Annotated in this window: 16 protein-coding genes and 1 pseudogene; 11 read left to right on the forward strand and 6 right to left on the reverse strand. The window is 37.5% G+C overall.

Features of this window, described 5'->3' with window-relative positions; all coding sequences use genetic code 11:
• The first annotated feature begins 43 nt into the window (after positions 1-43).
• The 6 genes and pseudogenes from P6280_RS07400 (at position 44) to P6280_RS07425 (ending at position 5,849) form a co-directional block, all read left to right on the forward strand.
• A complete protein-coding gene (locus tag P6280_RS07400) occupies positions 44-580 on the forward strand; it encodes a 50S ribosomal protein L25/general stress protein Ctc (protein WP_033764927.1) in 537 nt (178 codons plus the stop codon).
• A 9-nt stretch (positions 581-589) separates the two neighbouring features.
• Entirely contained in the window at positions 590-1,150 is a 561-nt protein-coding gene (gene pth, locus P6280_RS07405; protein ID WP_283237416.1) for an aminoacyl-tRNA hydrolase, read from the forward strand.
• 54 nt (positions 1,151-1,204) lie between these two features.
• Complete coding sequence (locus P6280_RS07410) at positions 1,205-2,272, forward strand: LptF/LptG family permease (protein WP_283237417.1); 1,068 nt, start codon at positions 1,205-1,207, stop codon at positions 2,270-2,272.
• 56 nt (positions 2,273-2,328) lie between these two features.
• Positions 2,329-3,330 (forward strand): DNA adenine methylase, encoded by a 1,002-nt coding sequence (locus P6280_RS07415; protein WP_283237418.1) that lies wholly within the window; start codon positions 2,329-2,331, stop codon positions 3,328-3,330.
• Positions 3,331-3,380: 50 nt separating this feature from the next.
• Positions 3,381-4,229: pseudogene (locus P6280_RS07420) on the forward strand (Dam family site-specific DNA-(adenine-N6)-methyltransferase).
• Between the two features lie 6 nt (positions 4,230-4,235).
• On the forward strand, positions 4,236-5,849 hold the full coding sequence (locus P6280_RS07425) for an AlwI family type II restriction endonuclease (protein WP_283237419.1): 1,614 nt from the start codon (positions 4,236-4,238) through the stop codon (positions 5,847-5,849).
• Positions 5,850-5,896: 47 nt separating this feature from the next.
• Here the strand turns inward: P6280_RS07425 and P6280_RS07430 are convergent, their stop codons facing one another.
• Positions 5,897-7,063: an outer membrane protein gene (locus P6280_RS07430; RefSeq protein ID WP_283237420.1), complete on the reverse strand. Its 1,167-nt coding sequence runs from the start codon at positions 7,061-7,063 to the stop codon at positions 5,897-5,899.
• Positions 7,064-7,242: 179 nt separating this feature from the next.
• Here P6280_RS07430 and P6280_RS07435 point away from each other — a divergent pair, with 179 nt between their 5' ends.
• Positions 7,243-7,680 (forward strand): CopD family copper resistance protein, encoded by a 438-nt coding sequence (locus P6280_RS07435; protein ID WP_001917116.1) that lies wholly within the window; start codon positions 7,243-7,245, stop codon positions 7,678-7,680.
• Here P6280_RS07435 and P6280_RS07440 read toward each other — a convergent pair.
• The 4 genes from P6280_RS07440 to gltS are packed head-to-tail and all read right to left on the reverse strand — an operon-like array spanning position 7,677 to position 13,039.
• Positions 7,677-10,058 (reverse strand): heavy metal translocating P-type ATPase, encoded by a 2,382-nt coding sequence (locus P6280_RS07440; protein WP_283237421.1) that lies wholly within the window; start codon positions 10,056-10,058, stop codon positions 7,677-7,679. The genes P6280_RS07435 and P6280_RS07440 overlap by 4 nt on opposite strands.
• A gap of 25 nt (positions 10,059-10,083) precedes the next feature.
• On the reverse strand, positions 10,084-10,800 hold the full coding sequence (locus tag P6280_RS07445; RefSeq protein ID WP_283237422.1) for a tRNA1(Val) (adenine(37)-N6)-methyltransferase: 717 nt from the start codon (positions 10,798-10,800) through the stop codon (positions 10,084-10,086).
• On the reverse strand, positions 10,782-11,816 hold the full coding sequence (locus P6280_RS07450; RefSeq protein ID WP_283237423.1) for a dihydrofolate reductase family protein: 1,035 nt from the start codon (positions 11,814-11,816) through the stop codon (positions 10,782-10,784). Before P6280_RS07450 ends, P6280_RS07445 begins: the two co-directional genes overlap by 19 nt.
• The gene (gene gltS, locus P6280_RS07455; protein ID WP_283237424.1) at positions 11,813-13,039 is read right to left on the reverse strand and encodes a sodium/glutamate symporter; all 1,227 of its coding nucleotides are present in this window, start codon (positions 13,037-13,039) and stop codon (positions 11,813-11,815) included. Before gltS ends, P6280_RS07450 begins: the two co-directional genes overlap by 4 nt.
• 85 nt (positions 13,040-13,124) lie before the next feature.
• Between gltS and P6280_RS07460 the strand changes: the two genes are divergently transcribed.
• On the forward strand, positions 13,125-14,324 hold the full coding sequence (locus tag P6280_RS07460) for a saccharopine dehydrogenase family protein (RefSeq protein ID WP_283237425.1): 1,200 nt from the start codon (positions 13,125-13,127) through the stop codon (positions 14,322-14,324).
• Between the two features lie 9 nt (positions 14,325-14,333).
• Here the strand turns inward: P6280_RS07460 and ccoG are convergent, their stop codons facing one another.
• Positions 14,334-15,710, reverse strand: a complete 1,377-nt coding sequence (gene ccoG / locus P6280_RS07465; RefSeq protein WP_283237426.1) for a cytochrome c oxidase accessory protein CcoG — start codon at positions 15,708-15,710, stop codon at positions 14,334-14,336.
• A 105-nt stretch (positions 15,711-15,815) separates the two neighbouring features.
• Here ccoG and plsY point away from each other — a divergent pair, with 105 nt between their 5' ends.
• The 3 genes from plsY to P6280_RS07480 are packed head-to-tail and all read left to right on the forward strand — an operon-like array spanning position 15,816 to position 17,138.
• Positions 15,816-16,478 (forward strand): glycerol-3-phosphate 1-O-acyltransferase PlsY, encoded by a 663-nt coding sequence (gene plsY, locus P6280_RS07470; RefSeq protein WP_031251135.1) that lies wholly within the window; start codon positions 15,816-15,818, stop codon positions 16,476-16,478.
• Positions 16,475-16,828 carry a dihydroneopterin aldolase gene (locus P6280_RS07475; RefSeq protein ID WP_000857004.1) on the forward strand — a complete coding sequence of 118 codons (354 nt, stop codon included), beginning with the start codon at positions 16,475-16,477 and terminating at the stop codon, positions 16,826-16,828. Before plsY ends, P6280_RS07475 begins: the two co-directional genes overlap by 4 nt.
• Positions 16,812-17,138, forward strand: coding sequence for a Plug domain-containing protein (locus P6280_RS07480; RefSeq protein WP_180642876.1), 327 nt, complete (start codon positions 16,812-16,814; stop codon positions 17,136-17,138). Before P6280_RS07475 ends, P6280_RS07480 begins: the two co-directional genes overlap by 17 nt.
• The last annotated feature ends 138 nt before the right edge of the window (positions 17,139-17,276 follow it).

Consider the following 17,276-nt stretch of genomic DNA (forward strand, 5'->3'; position numbering starts at 1 on the left):
TTTTTGGATAGAATAAGCCCTTATTTTATTTTAAAGGATTGACATGTTAGAAGGCGTTATTAGAGAGAGTATTACTAAAGCTAACGCTAAAGCTTTAAAAAAAGATGGCTATCTAATCGCAAATATTTATGGGAAGGGCGTTGAAAATGTGAATGGCGCGTTCAAATTAAACCCTTTCATTAAATACCTTAAGGAAAAAAAGCATTTGATTTTTCCGGTGAAATTAGGGGATAAGACTTTTGAAGTCGTGGTTCAAGAATACCAAAAAAACCCTGTTACTAACGAGCTTATCCATGTGGATTTACTCGCTGTTACTAAGGGCGTGAAGTCTAAGTTTAAAGTCCCTGTTAAACACCAAGGCACTCCAGTGGGCTTGAAAAATAAAGGGATTTTAATGCTCTCTAAAAAGCGTATCAGCGTGGAATGCGCTCCAGAGCATTTGCCCGATCACTATTTAGTGGATGTAGCCCCTTTAGATGTGAATGAGTCTATTTTGGTGCGCGATTTAGAAAAACACGAGAATGTTAAGATTTTAGATCATGATTCTATCGCTGTGATCGGTGTGATTAAGGCGAAGTGATTTTAGGTTATGACGCTTTTAGTAGGTTTAGGCAACCCTACTTTGCGTTACGCTCATACCAGACACAACGCTGGTTTTGATATTTTAGATTCGCTCATTAGCGAATTGGATCTTTCTTTCACTTTTTCTTCCAAACACAACGCTTGTTTATGCGTTTATAAGGATTTTATCTTCCTAAAGCCCCAAACTTACATGAATTTGAGCGGCGAGAGCGTTTTAAGCGCTAAAAATTTTTACAAAACCAAAGAGCTTTTAATTGTCCATGACGACTTGGATTTACCTTTGGGTGTTGTGAGGTTTAAAAATGGAGGGGGGAATGGAGGGCATAACGGCCTAAAATCCGTTGATTTATTGTGTTCTAATTCTTATTATCGCTTGAGAGTGGGGATTTCTAAAGGGATTGGCGTGATTGAGCATGTGCTTTCAAAATTCCACAAAAACGAAGAGCCTTTAAAAAACGCTGTGTTTGAACATGCCAAAAACGCCTTAAAATTTTTTATAGAAAGCCATGATTTTAACGCTACGCAAAATCGTTTCACGCTTAAAAAACCTTTAACAATAGAAAGTTAAATGCGCTCTATCAAAAATTTCAAGTTTTTATCGTGGTTTGAATAAGGGCTTAAAGTGCGTTTGTTTAGATTTGTGGGGTGGTATTATTTCAAATACTTTTTAATCGTGCTTTTAGCTTTAGAATTGTTTTTTGTAGGCATTGACAGCCTAAAATACGCCGATAAAATGCCCGATTCTGCGAACATGATTATTTTATTTTTCACCTATGACATCCTATTTGCTCTCAATTACACCTTGCCCATTTCCTTGCTTTTGGCGATGGTTTTATTTTATATCGCATTCATTAAATCCAACCAATACACCGCCCTGCTCTCCATTGGCTTTTCCAAATGCCAGATTTTAAGCCCTATTTTTTTGATTAGCTTGTTTTTCACGGCCGTTTATGTGGGGTTGAATGCAACTCCTTTTGTGTATATGGAGGAAAAAACGCAAAATTTGATTTATAAAGACAATTCTTTGAGCGTCTCAGAGCATTTGTTAGTGAAGTATAACGATGATTATGTGTATTTTGATAAGATTAATCCCTTATTGCAAAAAGCCCAAAATATCAAGGTTTTTCGCCTAAAAGATAAGACTTTAGGATCTTACGCTGAAGCTAAAGAAGCTTTTTTTGAAGACAAGTATTGGATCTTGCATGACACTATTATCTATGAGATGCCCTTAAGTTTTGAACTGGGCAACAACGCTTTAAACACCACGCATTTAAAAACCTTTAAAACGCTCAAAAATTTCCGCCCTAAAGTTTTAGACACCATTTATCAAAACAAGCCCGCGGTTTCTATCACAGACGCTCTTTTATCTTTGCATGCTTTAGTGCGCCAAAACGCAGACACGAAAAAAGTGCGCTCGTTTTTGTATGTGTTTGCGATTTTGCCCTTTTTTGTGCCGTTTTTAAGCGTTTTAATCGCTTATTTTTCGCCCAGTCTCGCCCGCTATGAAAACCTAGCTCTTTTAGGGCTAAAGTTTATCATTATCACGCTCGTTGTTTGGGGGCTATTCTTTGCTTTAGGGAAGTTCAGCATTTCAGGGATACTCGTTCCTGAAATAGGCGTGCTATCGCCCTTTTTTTTATTCTTAGCTCTTAGTCTTTGGTATTTTAAAAAGCTTAATAAGAGATTGTGATTTTTAAATCTTATATGTTAATAAGTGGTTTTATTCTCTTAATTTAAAGGTGGCTAGTGGAAAAATTTAATCTAAAAAACCGCCGGTATATCGGCTCAAAAACCAAGCTTATAGAATGGGTATTTGAGAATTTAAGATTAAATAATATCAAAAGCGTGTGCGATATTTTTGCCGGAAGTGGGGTAGTAGCTGGTCAATTTACCACTATTCCTAACATTAAAAACATTATTATAAATGATATTTTATTTTCTAATGAAATCATTTATCATGCTTTTTTTATGGGGCAAGACGCTGATTTTAAGGTGCTTGAAGAGCTGAAAGAATATTATGCTCAAGCTTTAAAGTTAGAAGAAAATTATTTTAGCCAACATTTTAGCGACAAATTTTTCAGCTATAAAGATTGTGTCAAAATCGGTAGCATTAGAGAACATATAGAAAGCTTGAATTTAGATAAATTAAATAAAGATATTTTATTAACAAGCTTGATTTATTCAATGGATAAGATAGCTAACACGGTGGGGCATTATGAAGCTTATAGGAAAAAAGAGATTTTGCAAGATAGATTTATTTTTGAGCTTATTAGCCCTATAAAGCATGATAAAAACATCATGATAGAGAGAAAAAACGCTAACGAATTGGCTAAAACCTTAAAAATAGACTTAGTCTTTATTGACCCTCCATACAATTCAAGGCAATACAGCCGGTTTTATCATCTCTATGAAAACCTAGTGCAGTGGAAAAAACCCAAACTCTATGGAACAGCTTTAAAGCCATTATGCGAGAACATGAGCGAATATTGCCGCTCTAATGCCAAGAAAGAATTGAGCGATTTAATTGAAAAACTAGATTGCAAAAGGATTGCTTTAACTTATAATAATACCTATAATTCTAAGTCTAGCTCTTCGCAAAATAAAATAGATTTTAAAGACTTAGTGGAAATTTTGAGTCAAAAAGGAAAGTTAAGTGTTAAAGAAAAGGCTCATAGCTTTTTTAATTCAGGAAAAACTGATTTTAAAGAGCATAAAGAATTTTTATTTATAGTGGAAGTGAAACCTTGAAAAAAGGTATTCGTTCTCCCTTTTTCTATGTAGGGGATAAATATAAACTTATGCCACAACTCAATAAGCTATTCCCAAATAACATTAATCAATTTATTGAGCCTTTTGTGGGTGGGGGTAGCGTATTTTTAAACACTAAGGCTAAAAGATACTTAGAGCTAACGACATAGATACTAACATTATCAATTTACATAAAACTTTAAGCAAGTTCAATACTTGTGAGCTTTTTGATGAATTGTCTAAAATCATCATTCATTATGGCTTGTCTTTCTCTTTTAAGGGGATTACGGCCCCTGATGAATTAAAAAAACAATATATAAAAACTTACTACGCCAAATACAATAAAATAGCTTATGAAAAACTAAGGGCTGATTTTAACTCCAATCAAAACAACATGCTCTATTTGTATTTACTTTTAATTTATGGGTTTAATCACATGAATTAGATTTAATTCTAAAGGGCTTTTTAATTTACCTGTAGGTAATGTAGATTTTAATGAAAATGTTTATAATGCCCTAAAAAACTACATAGATTTTATGCAGCAAAACACCATTATTTTTCATAATGATGATTATATTGATTTCCTTAACCACACCACTTATTTAAAAGATGATTATGTTTATTTTGACCCTCCTTATTTAATCTCAAATAGTGAATACAACAAGTTATGGGATAGCGATAATGAGATAGCCTTATATGGTGTTTTAGATAGCCTAGACAAAAAGGGGGTTTTATTTGGTATAACCAATCTTGTTTATCACAAGGGAGAAACTAATTTTATTTTAAAAGAATGGGCTAAAAAATATTATATTTTTAATATCAAAAGTAATTATATCAGTTATAATGACAATACTATTAAAGAAGATAGTCAAGAAATCTTTGTAACTAATTATAGGTGATTAATTATGACTAAAAAACCGGCACGAAAAATTTTAAGCTTTTCAACCACTATGCGAAACCCTAAAAGAATAGGACAATTTTTAGCTGTTTTAGGAAAGTTTGAAAATCAAATTCTTAAATCTTCAACAATCATGCAAATTATCAAGTCCGTTTTGGCTCATAGACTTTATAGACCTACTTCTCTAAATCAAAATAAAGAATTGAAAGAAAAATTTGACTCCAATGAATATATCTTTAGCGATGAAGAATTAGAACGCATTATAGAAATATCCCCACAACAACATAAAGAAATGGGCTTTGAGCATGGATGGGAAAGTCGGTTTGACACTTGGTATAAACTTATGTGTGAGTTTGGTTTTTACTACTATACAAAATATGAGAAAATACTCATCAGCAATAGCGCTAAGATGCTTATTCTTGCTTATTGTGATAAAGAAAACGATACCTTTAAAGAAAGCGTTGATGAAAGCGTAGTTGGGGCTATATTTTTAAACGCTCTGTCTAAATATGAAGTAGGAAACCCTTATAAAAAGAACTTAAACCATAACAACCCCTTCAAACTATTACTCTCGCTTTTAAAACGACTCAAAAATGCCAATCTAACTCCCCTATCTGTCAAAGAAATCCCTATTTTACTTTGTTGGAAAGATGATAACGCCAATGGGCTTTATGACTACATTATTCATTTAAGACAAGAAATTGTTACTATCAATAAGACAGAATTCAGTTACTCAGATGAATTTATCTATGAAAAATGCCTAAAACTTTTAGAAAGCACCAATAAAATACGATTTAAAATGAGCCAAATCAACGAAGCCGTTGATGAACACATTAGAAAAATGCGTATTACAGGACTTATTTCATTGCGTGGTAATGGTAGGTTTATTGATATTAATACTAATGAAAATAATAAAATAGATTACATTTTACAAACTCATAAGGCTTTTAAAGGGGATTATTTAAACGACACTCAAGCTAACAAACTCGCCTTTTTTAACTACATGGCGATCGTAGATAGCTTTCTTGTTAGTGTTACTCCAATCAGTGCTGATGAGAGCGTTAAATCAAGCAAATTGAATGAACTAGCAACCACTTATACTAAAGATTTTATCAAGCAAGAATTACTCATTACTTGTAACAAGCAAGAATCAAAAGATAGTTTTTTAAGACTCATTGATAAACCTTTACGCTTGGAATTTTTAAGTGCTATTTTCTTGAAACAACATTTTGAAAATTTAAGCGTGATACCCAATTATAAAAGCGATGATGAAGGCTTGCCCGTATACACAGCAAGTGGTAATAAACCTGATGTTGTAGCTATGGACACAAAAGTCCAAAGTTATATAGAAGTGAGCTTGATTAGAGATAGAAGTCAAAGCACCTTGGAAATGATACCTATTGCCAGACATTTAAAAGAATTGATTAAAAATAGCACTGATATTAGAAAAAAATTTAGTGTTTTTGTAGCTCCAAATATCCATGATGATGCCAAAGAATATGCGGAATTTGCCCAATTCAAACACAAGATTGATATATGCTGTTATGCTATTAATGATTTTATCAAAAAAGTAGAAAATAGTGCAGAATGGCTACAGATCAATGACAATTTGAAAGCTTAAAGCATCAAGCTTTCATACCTAAGCCTTATCTAAAAACCCTACCAAACTTAAAAAGTATAAACATAACGCAAATACATAGAATACTGACGGCGTAAGGTTTGGGTTAAGCTGAAATTGGTCTCTGCTCCGGTGATAGTGGTCGGTTTGCCGTCTTTTAGCGGACCTTGACTTTGCTCTTTAATAGTGGTAGAGCCTTTGAAAAAGTGATTAGGGAGCGTGGGGATTTTGATGCCAAACTCAATGCCATGGTGTTCAAAAATATTAGTCCTAATGCCCACATTCACTAAAAATTGGAAAATCGTGTTATTCACTTTAGCGTTTAATTTTCCTGTGGTATAGACGCTATTAGGGTTAATCCCCACATTACAACTCGCCGGCGTCGTGTCCCCGCATGTGATCGTGCCATCAGCGTTAGTCATGTAAGCGTCAGCGTCGGTATTGACGCCATAAACATACCCGTCCTTAAAATACCCCACACGATTATTAGTCCAAGTGTTACCCGCAAAATTCACGCCCACAAAAAACCCGGCTGTGGCTTTAGGCTTATCTATAATGTTAAAAAGCATGTCTGTGCCAAAACCATAAGTATACATGTCTGCTTTTTGATCGCTCAAATAGAAAGGCGATATAGCGTTAGCGGCCCTGGAGTTAGAGAAATTGGTATGCCCATAATCAAAAAAGCCATAATAGCGCAACCCAAACCACCTTTTTTTACCGATAAAATGCTTATAGCCTGTCATCATGCCTAGCCCATACATCGGCTGGTTACGGCCAGGAATGTTTTTATTGGTGCTAAGCATGGTGCGAGAAGTCCAATTGACCACACAGTTAGCTTTAGTATAGCCTGGCGTTCCTGGCGTCCCTGAAGCTGGCTGACAGCCACCGGTCTGCCCGTCAGGAACTTTGCCATTATCATTAGCCGAAACATCTCCAAAAGGCACTTGAAACAACTCGCCGTTTTTATAAGCGTTTGTCTTTTGATCAGCCCTACCCACTTCCAAGCTAATCCCCACAAACGCGCCATTCTTTTCATGGGCATTTAAGGGGTTTGTCAGCCATAACGAACTCAAAAGAGCGCCTAAAATTACCGAGCCTTTTTTAGAAATATCTAAAGATTGAGCTATCAAAACAGATTCCTTACGATTAAAATTTTTACCAACCATTTTGCAATCTTGCATTCTATTTTTCTTCTTTGTCATAAAATTGAACACCACTCTCTAGGGTACTCCGCTTAAGTGTTACTTTTTTAATTATTTTATTATAGCTAATTGCAATCTTAAAAGTCAAACAAAAACCACCCCTAAAATTCCCATAATAGTGGGATACTTGACAATAAAACCCTTTTATAGTAGATTAAAAACTCTTTAATTTTCCCATGAATAAAGGATTTTAAATGGATGCGATTTATCCTTATGTGTTGGTTGTTCATTTATTGTGCGCCATCATTTTTATTGGCTACTTGTTTTTTGATGGGGTAATTTTCCCTAATGTGAAGAAAATGTTTGGCGAAGAGTTTGCCAATAAAGCGAATACAGGAATCACTCAAAGAGCGCTTAAAATCATGCCCCTATGCGTTTTAGGGCTTGTCTTAACAGGAGGCATGATGCTTAGCCAATACATGGGGGGCGATAAAGGCTGGTGTGAAACCCCTTTTCAAAAGATACTCATGTTTAAAGTGATCTTAGCGTTAAGCATTTTTCTTTTGGTGCTTTTTTCTTTATCGTGTAAGTTTTTGGGTAAGAAAAACCCTATTGGTAAATATATCCACCCTATCGCTCTAACTTTTGGTTTTTTAATTGCCATTTTAGCCAAAACGATGTGGTTTGTTTAAGAGCGTTTCAACCTCAAAGAATTTAAGACCACTAAGAGCGAACTACCACTCATGCTCAAACTCGCTATTAAAGGGTTAATGTATCCTAGCATAGCGACCGGGATTAAAATAGCGTTATAAATCAAGCTCAAAACAATGTTTTGCAACACCACTTGATAGACTTTTTGAGCGTTATCAAACGCTTTTTTTAACAAACTCAAATCCTCTTCTAAAAGCAAAATATCACATGCGCTTTTACTCAAAGCGCTTTTTTCAAACCCTAAAGAAACACTCGCTTGTTTCAAGGCTAGCGCGTCATTATTGCCATCGCCTACCATCGCGCACACGCCCTTATAAGAACTGATGATTTGAGCCTTATCTTCAGGGGTCAAATGGGCATGATACTTAGAAATCCCTAATCTTTTCGCGCACTCCTTAACCGAGCTTTCATTATCCCCGCTTAAAATTTCTAATTCTAAGCCTTGATTTTGTAAAGCCTGAATAACTTCTTTAGCGTTAGCTTTCAAACGCTCTTCTAAAATGAATAATGTGCATAAGGTCTTATTTTTCGCAAAGCCTACCATGATATTAGCGCTCTCTTTAGTCTTTATACCAACCCCCATAGCGTTTAAAAATTTCAAACTCCCCACTAGCAAAGTTTCGTTTTGATAATTCGCTTTTAAGCCATGAGCGAAAAACTCTATCTGTTCTAAATTAACCTCATCGCCATCTAATGTTTTAAGAATCGCGCTATGGGCTAAATGCTCTCTCACTTTTAAAAGGCTCTTCAAAAGCCTTTCATCAAATTCTTCGTAAATGATTTTTTCTTTTAAAAGGACTTCTTTTTGCGTGAGCGTGCCGGTTTTGTCTATAAAGATTTTTTCCACTTTAGCCAGGGTTTCTAAAAACAACGCTTCTTTAAACACGATCAAAGGATTTTTAAACACCCCTATCACTAACGCAATGGGCGTAGCTAAAGCGAATGCGCAAGGGCAGCTGATGACTAACACGCTAATACACACCATTAAGGCTTTTTCAAAATCACCCCCCAAACCAAATTGCCATAATAAAAAGCTCACAAAGGCTAAAAACAACACCGCTTTAGAAAAAATATCCGCAATTTTATTCGCGCTGCTCTCAATTAAGGGCTTTTCTAAAAAACTCTTTTTTAAAGTTTCTAACAAACTAGAAAGGCGTGAGTTTTGAAAATTTGCGCTCACTTGATAGCTAAAAGGCACGCCCACATTCACATAACCCCCTAAAATTTGATCATTAACCCCCAATTCCAAAGGCTTAAACTCCCCACTGATCAAAGACGCATCCACGCTCGCGCTATTTAAAAGCACGCCATCTAAAGCGATTTTAGCCCCGCTTGGCACCCAAACAACAGAGCCTACCGCCACATCTTTAGGGTGTTTTTCTATCTGCTTGCCATTTTCTACAACGATCACGCTATGGATTTCATGCGATTCTAGGGCCAGACATTTTTCATTCGCAAACAGCCTGGCCTTTAATTCCAAAAACTTAGAGCCAAAAACAAGCGTTAAAATCGTGCTGCTCGCTTCAAAATAAGTCTCTTGGGACACCAACATGGCATAAATAGAATAAACAAACGCCGATAACGCGCCAAAAGACACGCTCAAATCCATGCCCAAAACGCCATTTTTCAGCCCATAAAACGCCCCCTTAATGAAAAAACGCCCCACAACCACTAGCACCAACAAGCTTAAAAAAAGCGATACGAGATCCAAATTCCTTTGCATGAGCTTATCCATGCCAGCGCCATAACTTGCGCTACCATAACTCGCACCGCCATAACTCGCACCGCCATAACTCGCATACTTGGCAATCGCAATAAACATCAAATTCATGGTGGCAAAAAACCCCACGCTTAAAGTGAGCAAATAAGAGCGTTGCTCTTTTTGGGCTTTTAGGGCGTAATTTTTTGCGTTATAAATTTTAGCCCCATAGCCCAAACTCTCAATTTTTTGAACGATCTCTTTAGGGTTTAAAGACTTGTCAAACACGATTTGTAAATGGTGGGTGGTGAAATTCACGCTCACTTTTTTAACCCCCTTTAAGCGCTCTAAAACCTTTTGATTGAGCCACAAGCAAGCGTTACAATGCGTTTTTTCTAACAAAAGATTAAGGATAAAATCGCCCTTATTGTTTTCTTCAAGGGCTTGTTCTAATTCTAAAGCGCTCATTGAATCTTGGGGCGTTACGGGGGCTAAAGTGGAATCGTTTAATTTGTCATAAAAGCTCTCTAAATTCAAATCTAACAATAACGCATACACCCTAGCGCACCCCGTGCAGCAAAAATACAATTCTTTATGATTGATCACCTCTTTAAAAAGCTCACTTTCTTTAAACTCCAACTGGCAATGCGAACATTTCATTTCTTAATCCTTAATTGATGAGGCGCTAGTTTAAAAGCGCTTTGATAGAATAAGTGTTACAAATTTGATAGATGCTTAGAACTTCTTTGGTGTTGTCGCTTTGGTTTTTGGAATGATGCGTGATTAAAGGGGGTAAAACTTTTAGAGTGCTTTTGGAATTATTCCTAGCCAATCCAAGCATCAAATGGGCGTTTTTGTCTTTAAAACTTTGGACAAACCTTAAAGTTTCTAGCGTGAGTTTAGCGCTTTTTAAACTCTCTATGACCAAGCAAAGCGACAAGGCTTCATAGCAAAAAATAAAATACCCTTTAGGTTTTAGGCATTTTTTCACTTTAGCCACCAAAGAAGCGAAGTCTAATTCACTCTGATGCCTCGCATGCCCTTTATTTTTAGATTTGATAGAGCCTAAAGCGTAAAAAGGAGGGTTGCACACAATCGCATCATACAAAATCGGGGGGTTGAAATCTAAAAAATCGCTTTCAAACACTTGAGCGTTGGGGAATTTAAGGGCATTTTTTTGGGAGCAAAACGCCATTTTGCTGTCCTTTTCCACTAAATGAACGCTCGCTAGTGGGTTATCTCTAGCGCAGAGTAAGCCTAAAACCCCACACCCTGAGCCTATGTCTAAAATCGCGCCGCTATTTTTGATAAAAGGGCGTGAAAAATCGTATAAAAAAAGCGAATCGCTATTGTAAGAATAAGCGTTTAAGGGCTGGTATAATCTTAAGAGTTTTCTATCCATAAAAGGGTTTCATTTTCTAAGATTTGCGCATGCAACAACCGCCCTTTAAAAGGGGTTTTTAGAGCGAATGCATTAAACGCTTCGCTAATCATAGACGCATGCGAATGCAAAAGCAACGCGTCTATTTTATCCCTCAAGCTCTCAAACAATTCCCACCCCCCTTCAATGAAATTAAACCCTTTCTCTAGGGGTAAATCTTTAGGGTCATAGAAAGCATTAACTAAACGATTAGGTGCAGAAAAAACCTTTGAATTGGGGTCAATTGAACGCTTGGATAAAATAGCGATATTGGGGTTTTTATTTTGATAAAAACTATCGCAAAAGCGAGCGTCTAATAAGGGGTTATCCGTTCTTATGGTTTTCCCAGAAATGATGAGAGTGTCGCATATTGCTCGCTGGTTGTGCGTGAAAATAACGCTTTTTTGCCCGGTGATCTTGCCATGATGATAATCCCCATTCATTCTTAAAGCGAGTTTGAACAAATTAAAACGCCCCTTTTGTTCCATTATCCTAAAAGGCAGGAGCAAGTCTTTAGCCTTGTTTTCTAAATTGTGGCAAATTATTGTTTCAATACGAGCCTTTTGTAGCCTTGCTAAACCCCCTTTTTTAGCTTCGTTTTCTTCTGCGGCAATGACCACTCTTTTAGGCTTTAAAATTTCTAACAACCCGCTGCACGCCGGGGTTTTGCCATAAGAATTGCATGGCTCTAGGGTGATTAAAAAAACGCAGTCTGTAAAAGCGTTATCGTGGTGCGTTTTTAAAAAATCGCTTAAAATTTTAGGGTCTTCTAATTTTTCTAAATCGTTTTTCAAACTGGGGCGTAAAATCTTTAGCGCTGATTGGGTGGCTAAAACTTCTGCATGCGGGGTTTTGGCTTTTTTGTGGGTTTCTAAACTCAAGATTTCATGGTTTTTATCTAGCACCATGCAAGCCACGCTCGGGTTTTCTAGGGCTAGGGTTTGATGCTCCCATGCCTTATTCAAGCAAATTTCTAATAAACTCTCATAAAGTTTCATGACGGGAAAAAAGGCAAGAGCAAAAAGCCTTTAATCGCTAAAGCGTTAATAATATCAACAAAAAACGCTCCCACTAAAGGCACGACGATAAACGCTACACGCGATGGCCCATAGTGGTTGGTGATGGTTTGCATATTCACCATAGCCGTTGGGGTCGCTCCAAGCCCAAAACCGCAATGCCCCGCGCACAACACCGCCGCATCGTAATCCTTCCCGCATACCCTAAAGGTTACAAGCACCACATAAAGGATCATAACCGCCACTTGAACGCTCAAAATAACCGCTAGAGGCACAGCGAGTTTTAACAATTCCAATAAATTCACGCTCATTAAAGCGTAGGCTAAAAACAGGCTCAAACTCACATTCCCTATAACTGAAACCTCTCTGTCAAACACGCTATGGATTTTAAAAAACGACAAAGTGTTTCTTAAAATAACCCCTACAAACAAGCACCACACAAAAGTCGGCAAGGTGAAGCTTTTAGGCATCAAATGCGATAAAAAAGTCCCCACCAATAAAGCGATCGCAATTAAAGCTAAAGTTTCTACAAAACTGGATGCGGTGATTAGGCGCTGCTCTTTAGGGGTTTCAAAGCCTTTAGACACCACGCCCTCTAAAGTATCTTTTTCTTTAGTGTCTTTAGGTTCTAGTTTGTATTTTGAGATCAAATATTTAGCGACAGGTCCCCCAATAATCCCCCCACTCACCAAGCCAAAAGTCGCACACGCCATGCCCACTTCTAAGCTGGAGCTAAAATTATAAGGTGGTTGGGTGAAAAAATTAGCCCATGCCGCGCTAGTGCCATGCCCTCCCACTAAAGCGATAGACCCCCCTAAAAGCCCCATTAAAGGATTGACCCCTAAAAGGCTAGCGATAGAAACCCCCACTGCATTTTGACACACCACAAACCCCGCCACAGCCAGCAAAAAAACCGCAAGCATTTTCCCGCCTTTTTGCAAAGATTTGAAATCCGCGCTCAAACCAATGGTGATAAAAAAAGTCAGCATTAAAGGATCTTTTAAAGAAGAATCAAATTGCAAGCCAAAATTATAAAACTGACGCGCTAACATGATAGCAAAAGCGACTAAAACCCCGCCCACAACAGGCTCTGGAATATCATAATCGCGCAAAAACTTGACTTTAGAAATCACATAACGCCCCAAAAGCAGCACTAAAACCATGCACACCAAAGTGGCATAAATATCCAACTTAATTTCTTGCAAGCTTGCATCCTTATTAATCAAATTTATCTTATTATAATATAATACCCCCCTAAAAGAACGAGATTAGTTAGAAAGTAGGTGTTCCTTGCATACAGTATTACAAATTGGAGCTGGTGGCGTAGGCAGTGTGGTGGCTCACAAAATGGGCATAAACAGAGATGTGTTTAAAAATATCATTTTAGCGAGCAGGAGCTTGGACAAATGCTATACGATTAAAGAGAGCATGCTCAAAAAGGGTTTGGGGGAAATTGGCGTTGAGCAAGTGGATGCTAATGATACGCAAGCCTTAGTCGCTTTAATCCAAAAATACAAGCCTAAAGTCGTTATTAATGTGGCTTTACCCTATCAAGATTTAACGATCATGCAAGCATGTTTAGAAACCAAAACGCATTACATTGACACCGCCAATTACGAACACCCGGATTTAGCGAAGTTTGAATACAAAGAGCAATGGGCGTTTGATAGGGCCTATAAAGAAGTGGGGATTTTAGGGGTTTTAGGGGCTGGGTTTGATCCGGGCGTAACTAACGCTTATGTCGCTCACGCTCAAAAACACCATTTTGACACTATCCACACTTTAGATATTTTAGATTGTAACGCTGGGGATCACAAACGCCCTTTTGCGACGAATTTTAACCCTGAAATCAATTTGAGGGAAGTCAGCTCTAAAGGGCGTTATTATGAAAATGGCAAATGGATTGAAACCAAGCCTTTAGAAATCAAGCAAGTGTGGGCTTACCCGCAGATTGGCGAAATGGATTCGTATCTTTTATACCATGAAGAACTGGAATCGTTAGTCAAAAACATTAAAGGCTTGAGGAGAGCGAGGTTTTTTATGACTTTCTCTCAAAATTATTTAACCCACATGAAATGCTTAGAAAATGTCGGCATGCTAGGCATTAAAGAAATAGAGCATCAAGGCGTAAAAATCGTGCCGATACAATTTTTAAAAACCTTGCTTCCGGATCCGGCAACTCTAGCCAAAGACACCACCGGTAAAACCAACATTGGGTGCTATATGACCGGCATTAAAAACAACCAAGACAAAACGCTCTACATTTACAATGTGTGCGATCACAAGAAATGCTATGAAGAAGTGGGTTCGCAAGCCATAAGCTACACCACCGGCGTGCCAGCGATGTGCGCGGCTAAAATGATTTGCAATGACACTTGGAGCACGGATCATTTTAGGGCTGGGGTGTTTAACATAGAAGAATTAAACACCGATCCCTTTATGGAAGAATTGGTTAGGCAAGGCTTGCCTTATGAAGTGATTGAGCGCTAGTTTTAGGCTTCAATCTTCACTAGGTGCGATAAACACCGATTCCCTTTCTATCGTAATATTCTTATCGTCTGCGCTATAAGCTTGTATGGTAATAGGGATTAAAGCGTCTCTAGCGCTCTTGTATTCTGTGGCGTTACTTTTTAGGGGTTTTCTTAAAATCACTACCGCTTTAATCTTTTGTCCGGCTTTAATGGCGATAGGATTTAAAGGCTTTTTGATTTGGAAGTCTTTTTGCCCTAAAATTTTGAAATAAAACTCATGGTCTTTATTGTCCGTGTTGTGGAATAAAAACACGTAATCGTTATCCACATACCCACTAGAGCGCAATTCATACAGATCGCTGTTGCGGTTAATGTCTAAGAGCATGCGTTCTTTTTTAAACGAAGTGATGGCTAAAAGAGCGATCACAACAGCGATAACCCCCATGTAAGCGATCGTTTTTAAACGCACCAGGCGCACTTTTTGGCGCGTGTTAATGGCGTTGGTTGAAGACCATTGGATGAGTGAAGGGCGGTTGAATTTAGCCATGGTAATGGTGCATGCATCCACGCATTCTAAGCAATTGATGCATTCTAATTGCAAGCCTTTCCTAATATCAATATGTGTGGGGCAAACCTGCACGCAATGCAAACAATTCACGCATTCGTTTTCTGGGTTGCGTTTTTTGGGGGGCAAGGGGAAGAGATGGCCCTGATTATCATAAAGCGCTCCGCCGCGCTTTTCATCATAAATGGGGTTTAAAGTGTCATTGTCATACAACACCGATTGCACCCTAGCATAAGGGCATAAATAAATGCAAAAACGCTCCGCAACCACCACTATATCAAACAGCACCACAGCCGTGCTAAAAAGCCAAAAACCCATAGCAATAGGGTGATCGCTAGGGTTTTTAAGATACACAAAAAAGTCTTCAGGGGCGATGAAATAAAAGAAAAATAACATCATTAGCCCCGCCACAACAGGAGCGAACAATAAAACGCTCAATACTTTACGCGCCTTATAGCTTGGGGTGTTTTTAGGGCTTTCTTGCTTGTTGCTGATCTTTTTATGGAGTTTGAAAATCTTGGTTTCAATCACATCTCTATAAAGCACCCTTAAAAAGGTTTGCGGGCAAGCCCATCCGCACCACACACGCCCAAGGCTAGTGGTGATAAAAAAAATCCCTATAAAAAGCAAAATCACCATAAAAGGCATGACTTGCAATTCTTCAGCGCTAAAGATCTTGCCTAAAAAATGCAGTTGCTTATGCTCAAAGGAGATCAAAAACAAATGCGCCCCATCAATGCGAATGAAGGGCGTGATTAACAGCGCTAAAGAAATCAATAAAAACCCTATATAACGCTTCAAGCGAAACGATTTTAAAAAATGGCTAGAAGATTCAAGCATTCTCAATATCCTAAAATTTTTAAGCCACTATACCCTAACAACTTAACGCTTTCACTTAAAAAGCAACATGTTATAATGATCGCTATTTTATTTGAAAGGGTATTTATGGAAAGCGTTTTAAATTTCCTAACCAATATCAATGTGATTTTCACCCTTTTGGGTTATTTTATCGGGGGGATTCCTTTTGGCTATGCGTTAATGAAAATCTTTTACGGCATGGATATTACTAAAATCGGATCAGGCGGCATTGGCGCAACGAATGTCTTGCGCGCTTTGCAAAGTAAGGGCGTGAGTAACGCTAAACAAATGGCGCTATTAGTCTTAATCTTGGATCTATTCAAAGGCATGTTTGCAGTGTTTTTAAGCAAATGGTTTGGGTTGGATTATAGTTTGCAATGGATGGTCGCTATCGCTAGCATTTTAGGGCATTGCTATTCGCCTTTTTTGAATTTCAATGGAGGCAAGGGCGTTTCTACGATCATGGGCTCTGTGGTGTTGCTCATTCCTATTGAAAGCCTGATCGGTTTAGTGGTGTGGTTTTTTGTGGGTAAGGTGCTTAAAATCTCTTCACTCGCTAGCATTCTAGGGGTAGGCACAGCGACTGTTCTTATCTTTTTTGTGCCTTATATGCATATCCCAGATAGCGTCAATATCCTTAAAGAAGTCGGCACGCAAACGCCTATGGTGCTTATTTTTATTTTTACCCTTATCAAGCATGCGGGCAATATTTTTAATTTATTAGCCGGCAAGGAAAAGAGAATCTTATGAAAACCCAACAAGGCGTTCATATCCATAACCTTGTGTTTGAAACGATTTTGGGGATTTTAGAATTTGAACGCTTAAAACCCCAAAAAATAAGCGTGAATTTGGATCTTTTCTACACGCAATTACCCAATAAGGCTTATTTAGACTACATAAAAATCCAAGAGCTTATTCAAAAGATGATGCAAGAAAACCAATACTTACTCATTGAAGACGCCCTGAAAGATTTGAGCCATGCTTTAAAAACGCGCTATAGTGAAATTTCTGAGCTTTATTTAAAAATCAGCAAATTAGAAATTTCTCCAAATTCTCAAGTGGGAGCGAGCGTGAAAATTTGCTATGAAAACGATCTTTAGCCTCTTTTTCCTCCTTATTGTTTTAAAAGCAAACCCTATAAACCCTTTATTAGAGCCGTTATATTTCCCAAGTTACGCGCAATTTTTAAATTTAGAACCTCATTTTGTCATTAAAAAAAAGCGCGCTTATAGACCCTTCCAATGGGGGAACACTATTATTATCAAACGCCATGACTTAGAAGAACGCCAAAGCAACCAGCCAAGCGATATTTTCCGCCAAAACGCTGAAATCAATGTGTCTTCTCAAACTTTTTTAAGAGGAATGAGCAGCGCTTCTTCACGCATAGTGATCGATTCAGCCGCCCAGTAAAATGCTAAAACTTTTTTAATCATATTTTTCTTGGTATTTTCTTAATCCTAAAACAAATTTAAGGTATTATTAAATAGAATAATGTAATAATAACTTTAGGTTTAAAACTTGACTAAATTTTTAGAAAAAAGTAAATAA

The sequence above is a fragment of the Helicobacter sp. 219-2 genome, from assembly GCF_030053225.1.
Lineage (GTDB): Bacteria > Campylobacterota > Campylobacteria > Campylobacterales > Helicobacteraceae > Helicobacter > Helicobacter pylori_C.

Excerpts from the sequence above, each read along its gene's own strand:
- P6280_RS07400 (WP_033764927.1), top strand. The coding sequence starts at position 44 with ATGTTAGAAGGCGTTATTAGAGAGAGTATTACTAAAGCTAACGCTAAA.
- pth (WP_283237416.1), top strand. The coding sequence starts at position 590 with ATGACGCTTTTAGTAGGTTTAGGCAACCCTACTTTGCGTTACGCTCAT.
- P6280_RS07425 (WP_283237419.1), top strand. The coding sequence starts at position 4,236 with ATGACTAAAAAACCGGCACGAAAAATTTTAAGCTTTTCAACCACTATG.
- P6280_RS07435 (WP_001917116.1), top strand. The coding sequence starts at position 7,243 with ATGGATGCGATTTATCCTTATGTGTTGGTTGTTCATTTATTGTGCGCC.
- P6280_RS07440 (WP_283237421.1), bottom strand. The coding sequence starts at position 10,058 with ATGAAATGTTCGCATTGCCAGTTGGAGTTTAAAGAAAGTGAGCTTTTT.
- P6280_RS07445 (WP_283237422.1), bottom strand. The coding sequence starts at position 10,800 with ATGGATAGAAAACTCTTAAGATTATACCAGCCCTTAAACGCTTATTCT.
- P6280_RS07450 (WP_283237423.1), bottom strand. The coding sequence starts at position 11,816 with ATGAAACTTTATGAGAGTTTATTAGAAATTTGCTTGAATAAGGCATGG.
- ccoG (WP_283237426.1), bottom strand. The coding sequence starts at position 15,710 with ATGCTTGAATCTTCTAGCCATTTTTTAAAATCGTTTCGCTTGAAGCGT.
- plsY (WP_031251135.1), top strand. The coding sequence starts at position 15,816 with ATGGAAAGCGTTTTAAATTTCCTAACCAATATCAATGTGATTTTCACC.
- P6280_RS07475 (WP_000857004.1), top strand. The coding sequence starts at position 16,475 with ATGAAAACCCAACAAGGCGTTCATATCCATAACCTTGTGTTTGAAACG.
- P6280_RS07480 (WP_180642876.1), top strand. The coding sequence starts at position 16,812 with ATGAAAACGATCTTTAGCCTCTTTTTCCTCCTTATTGTTTTAAAAGCA.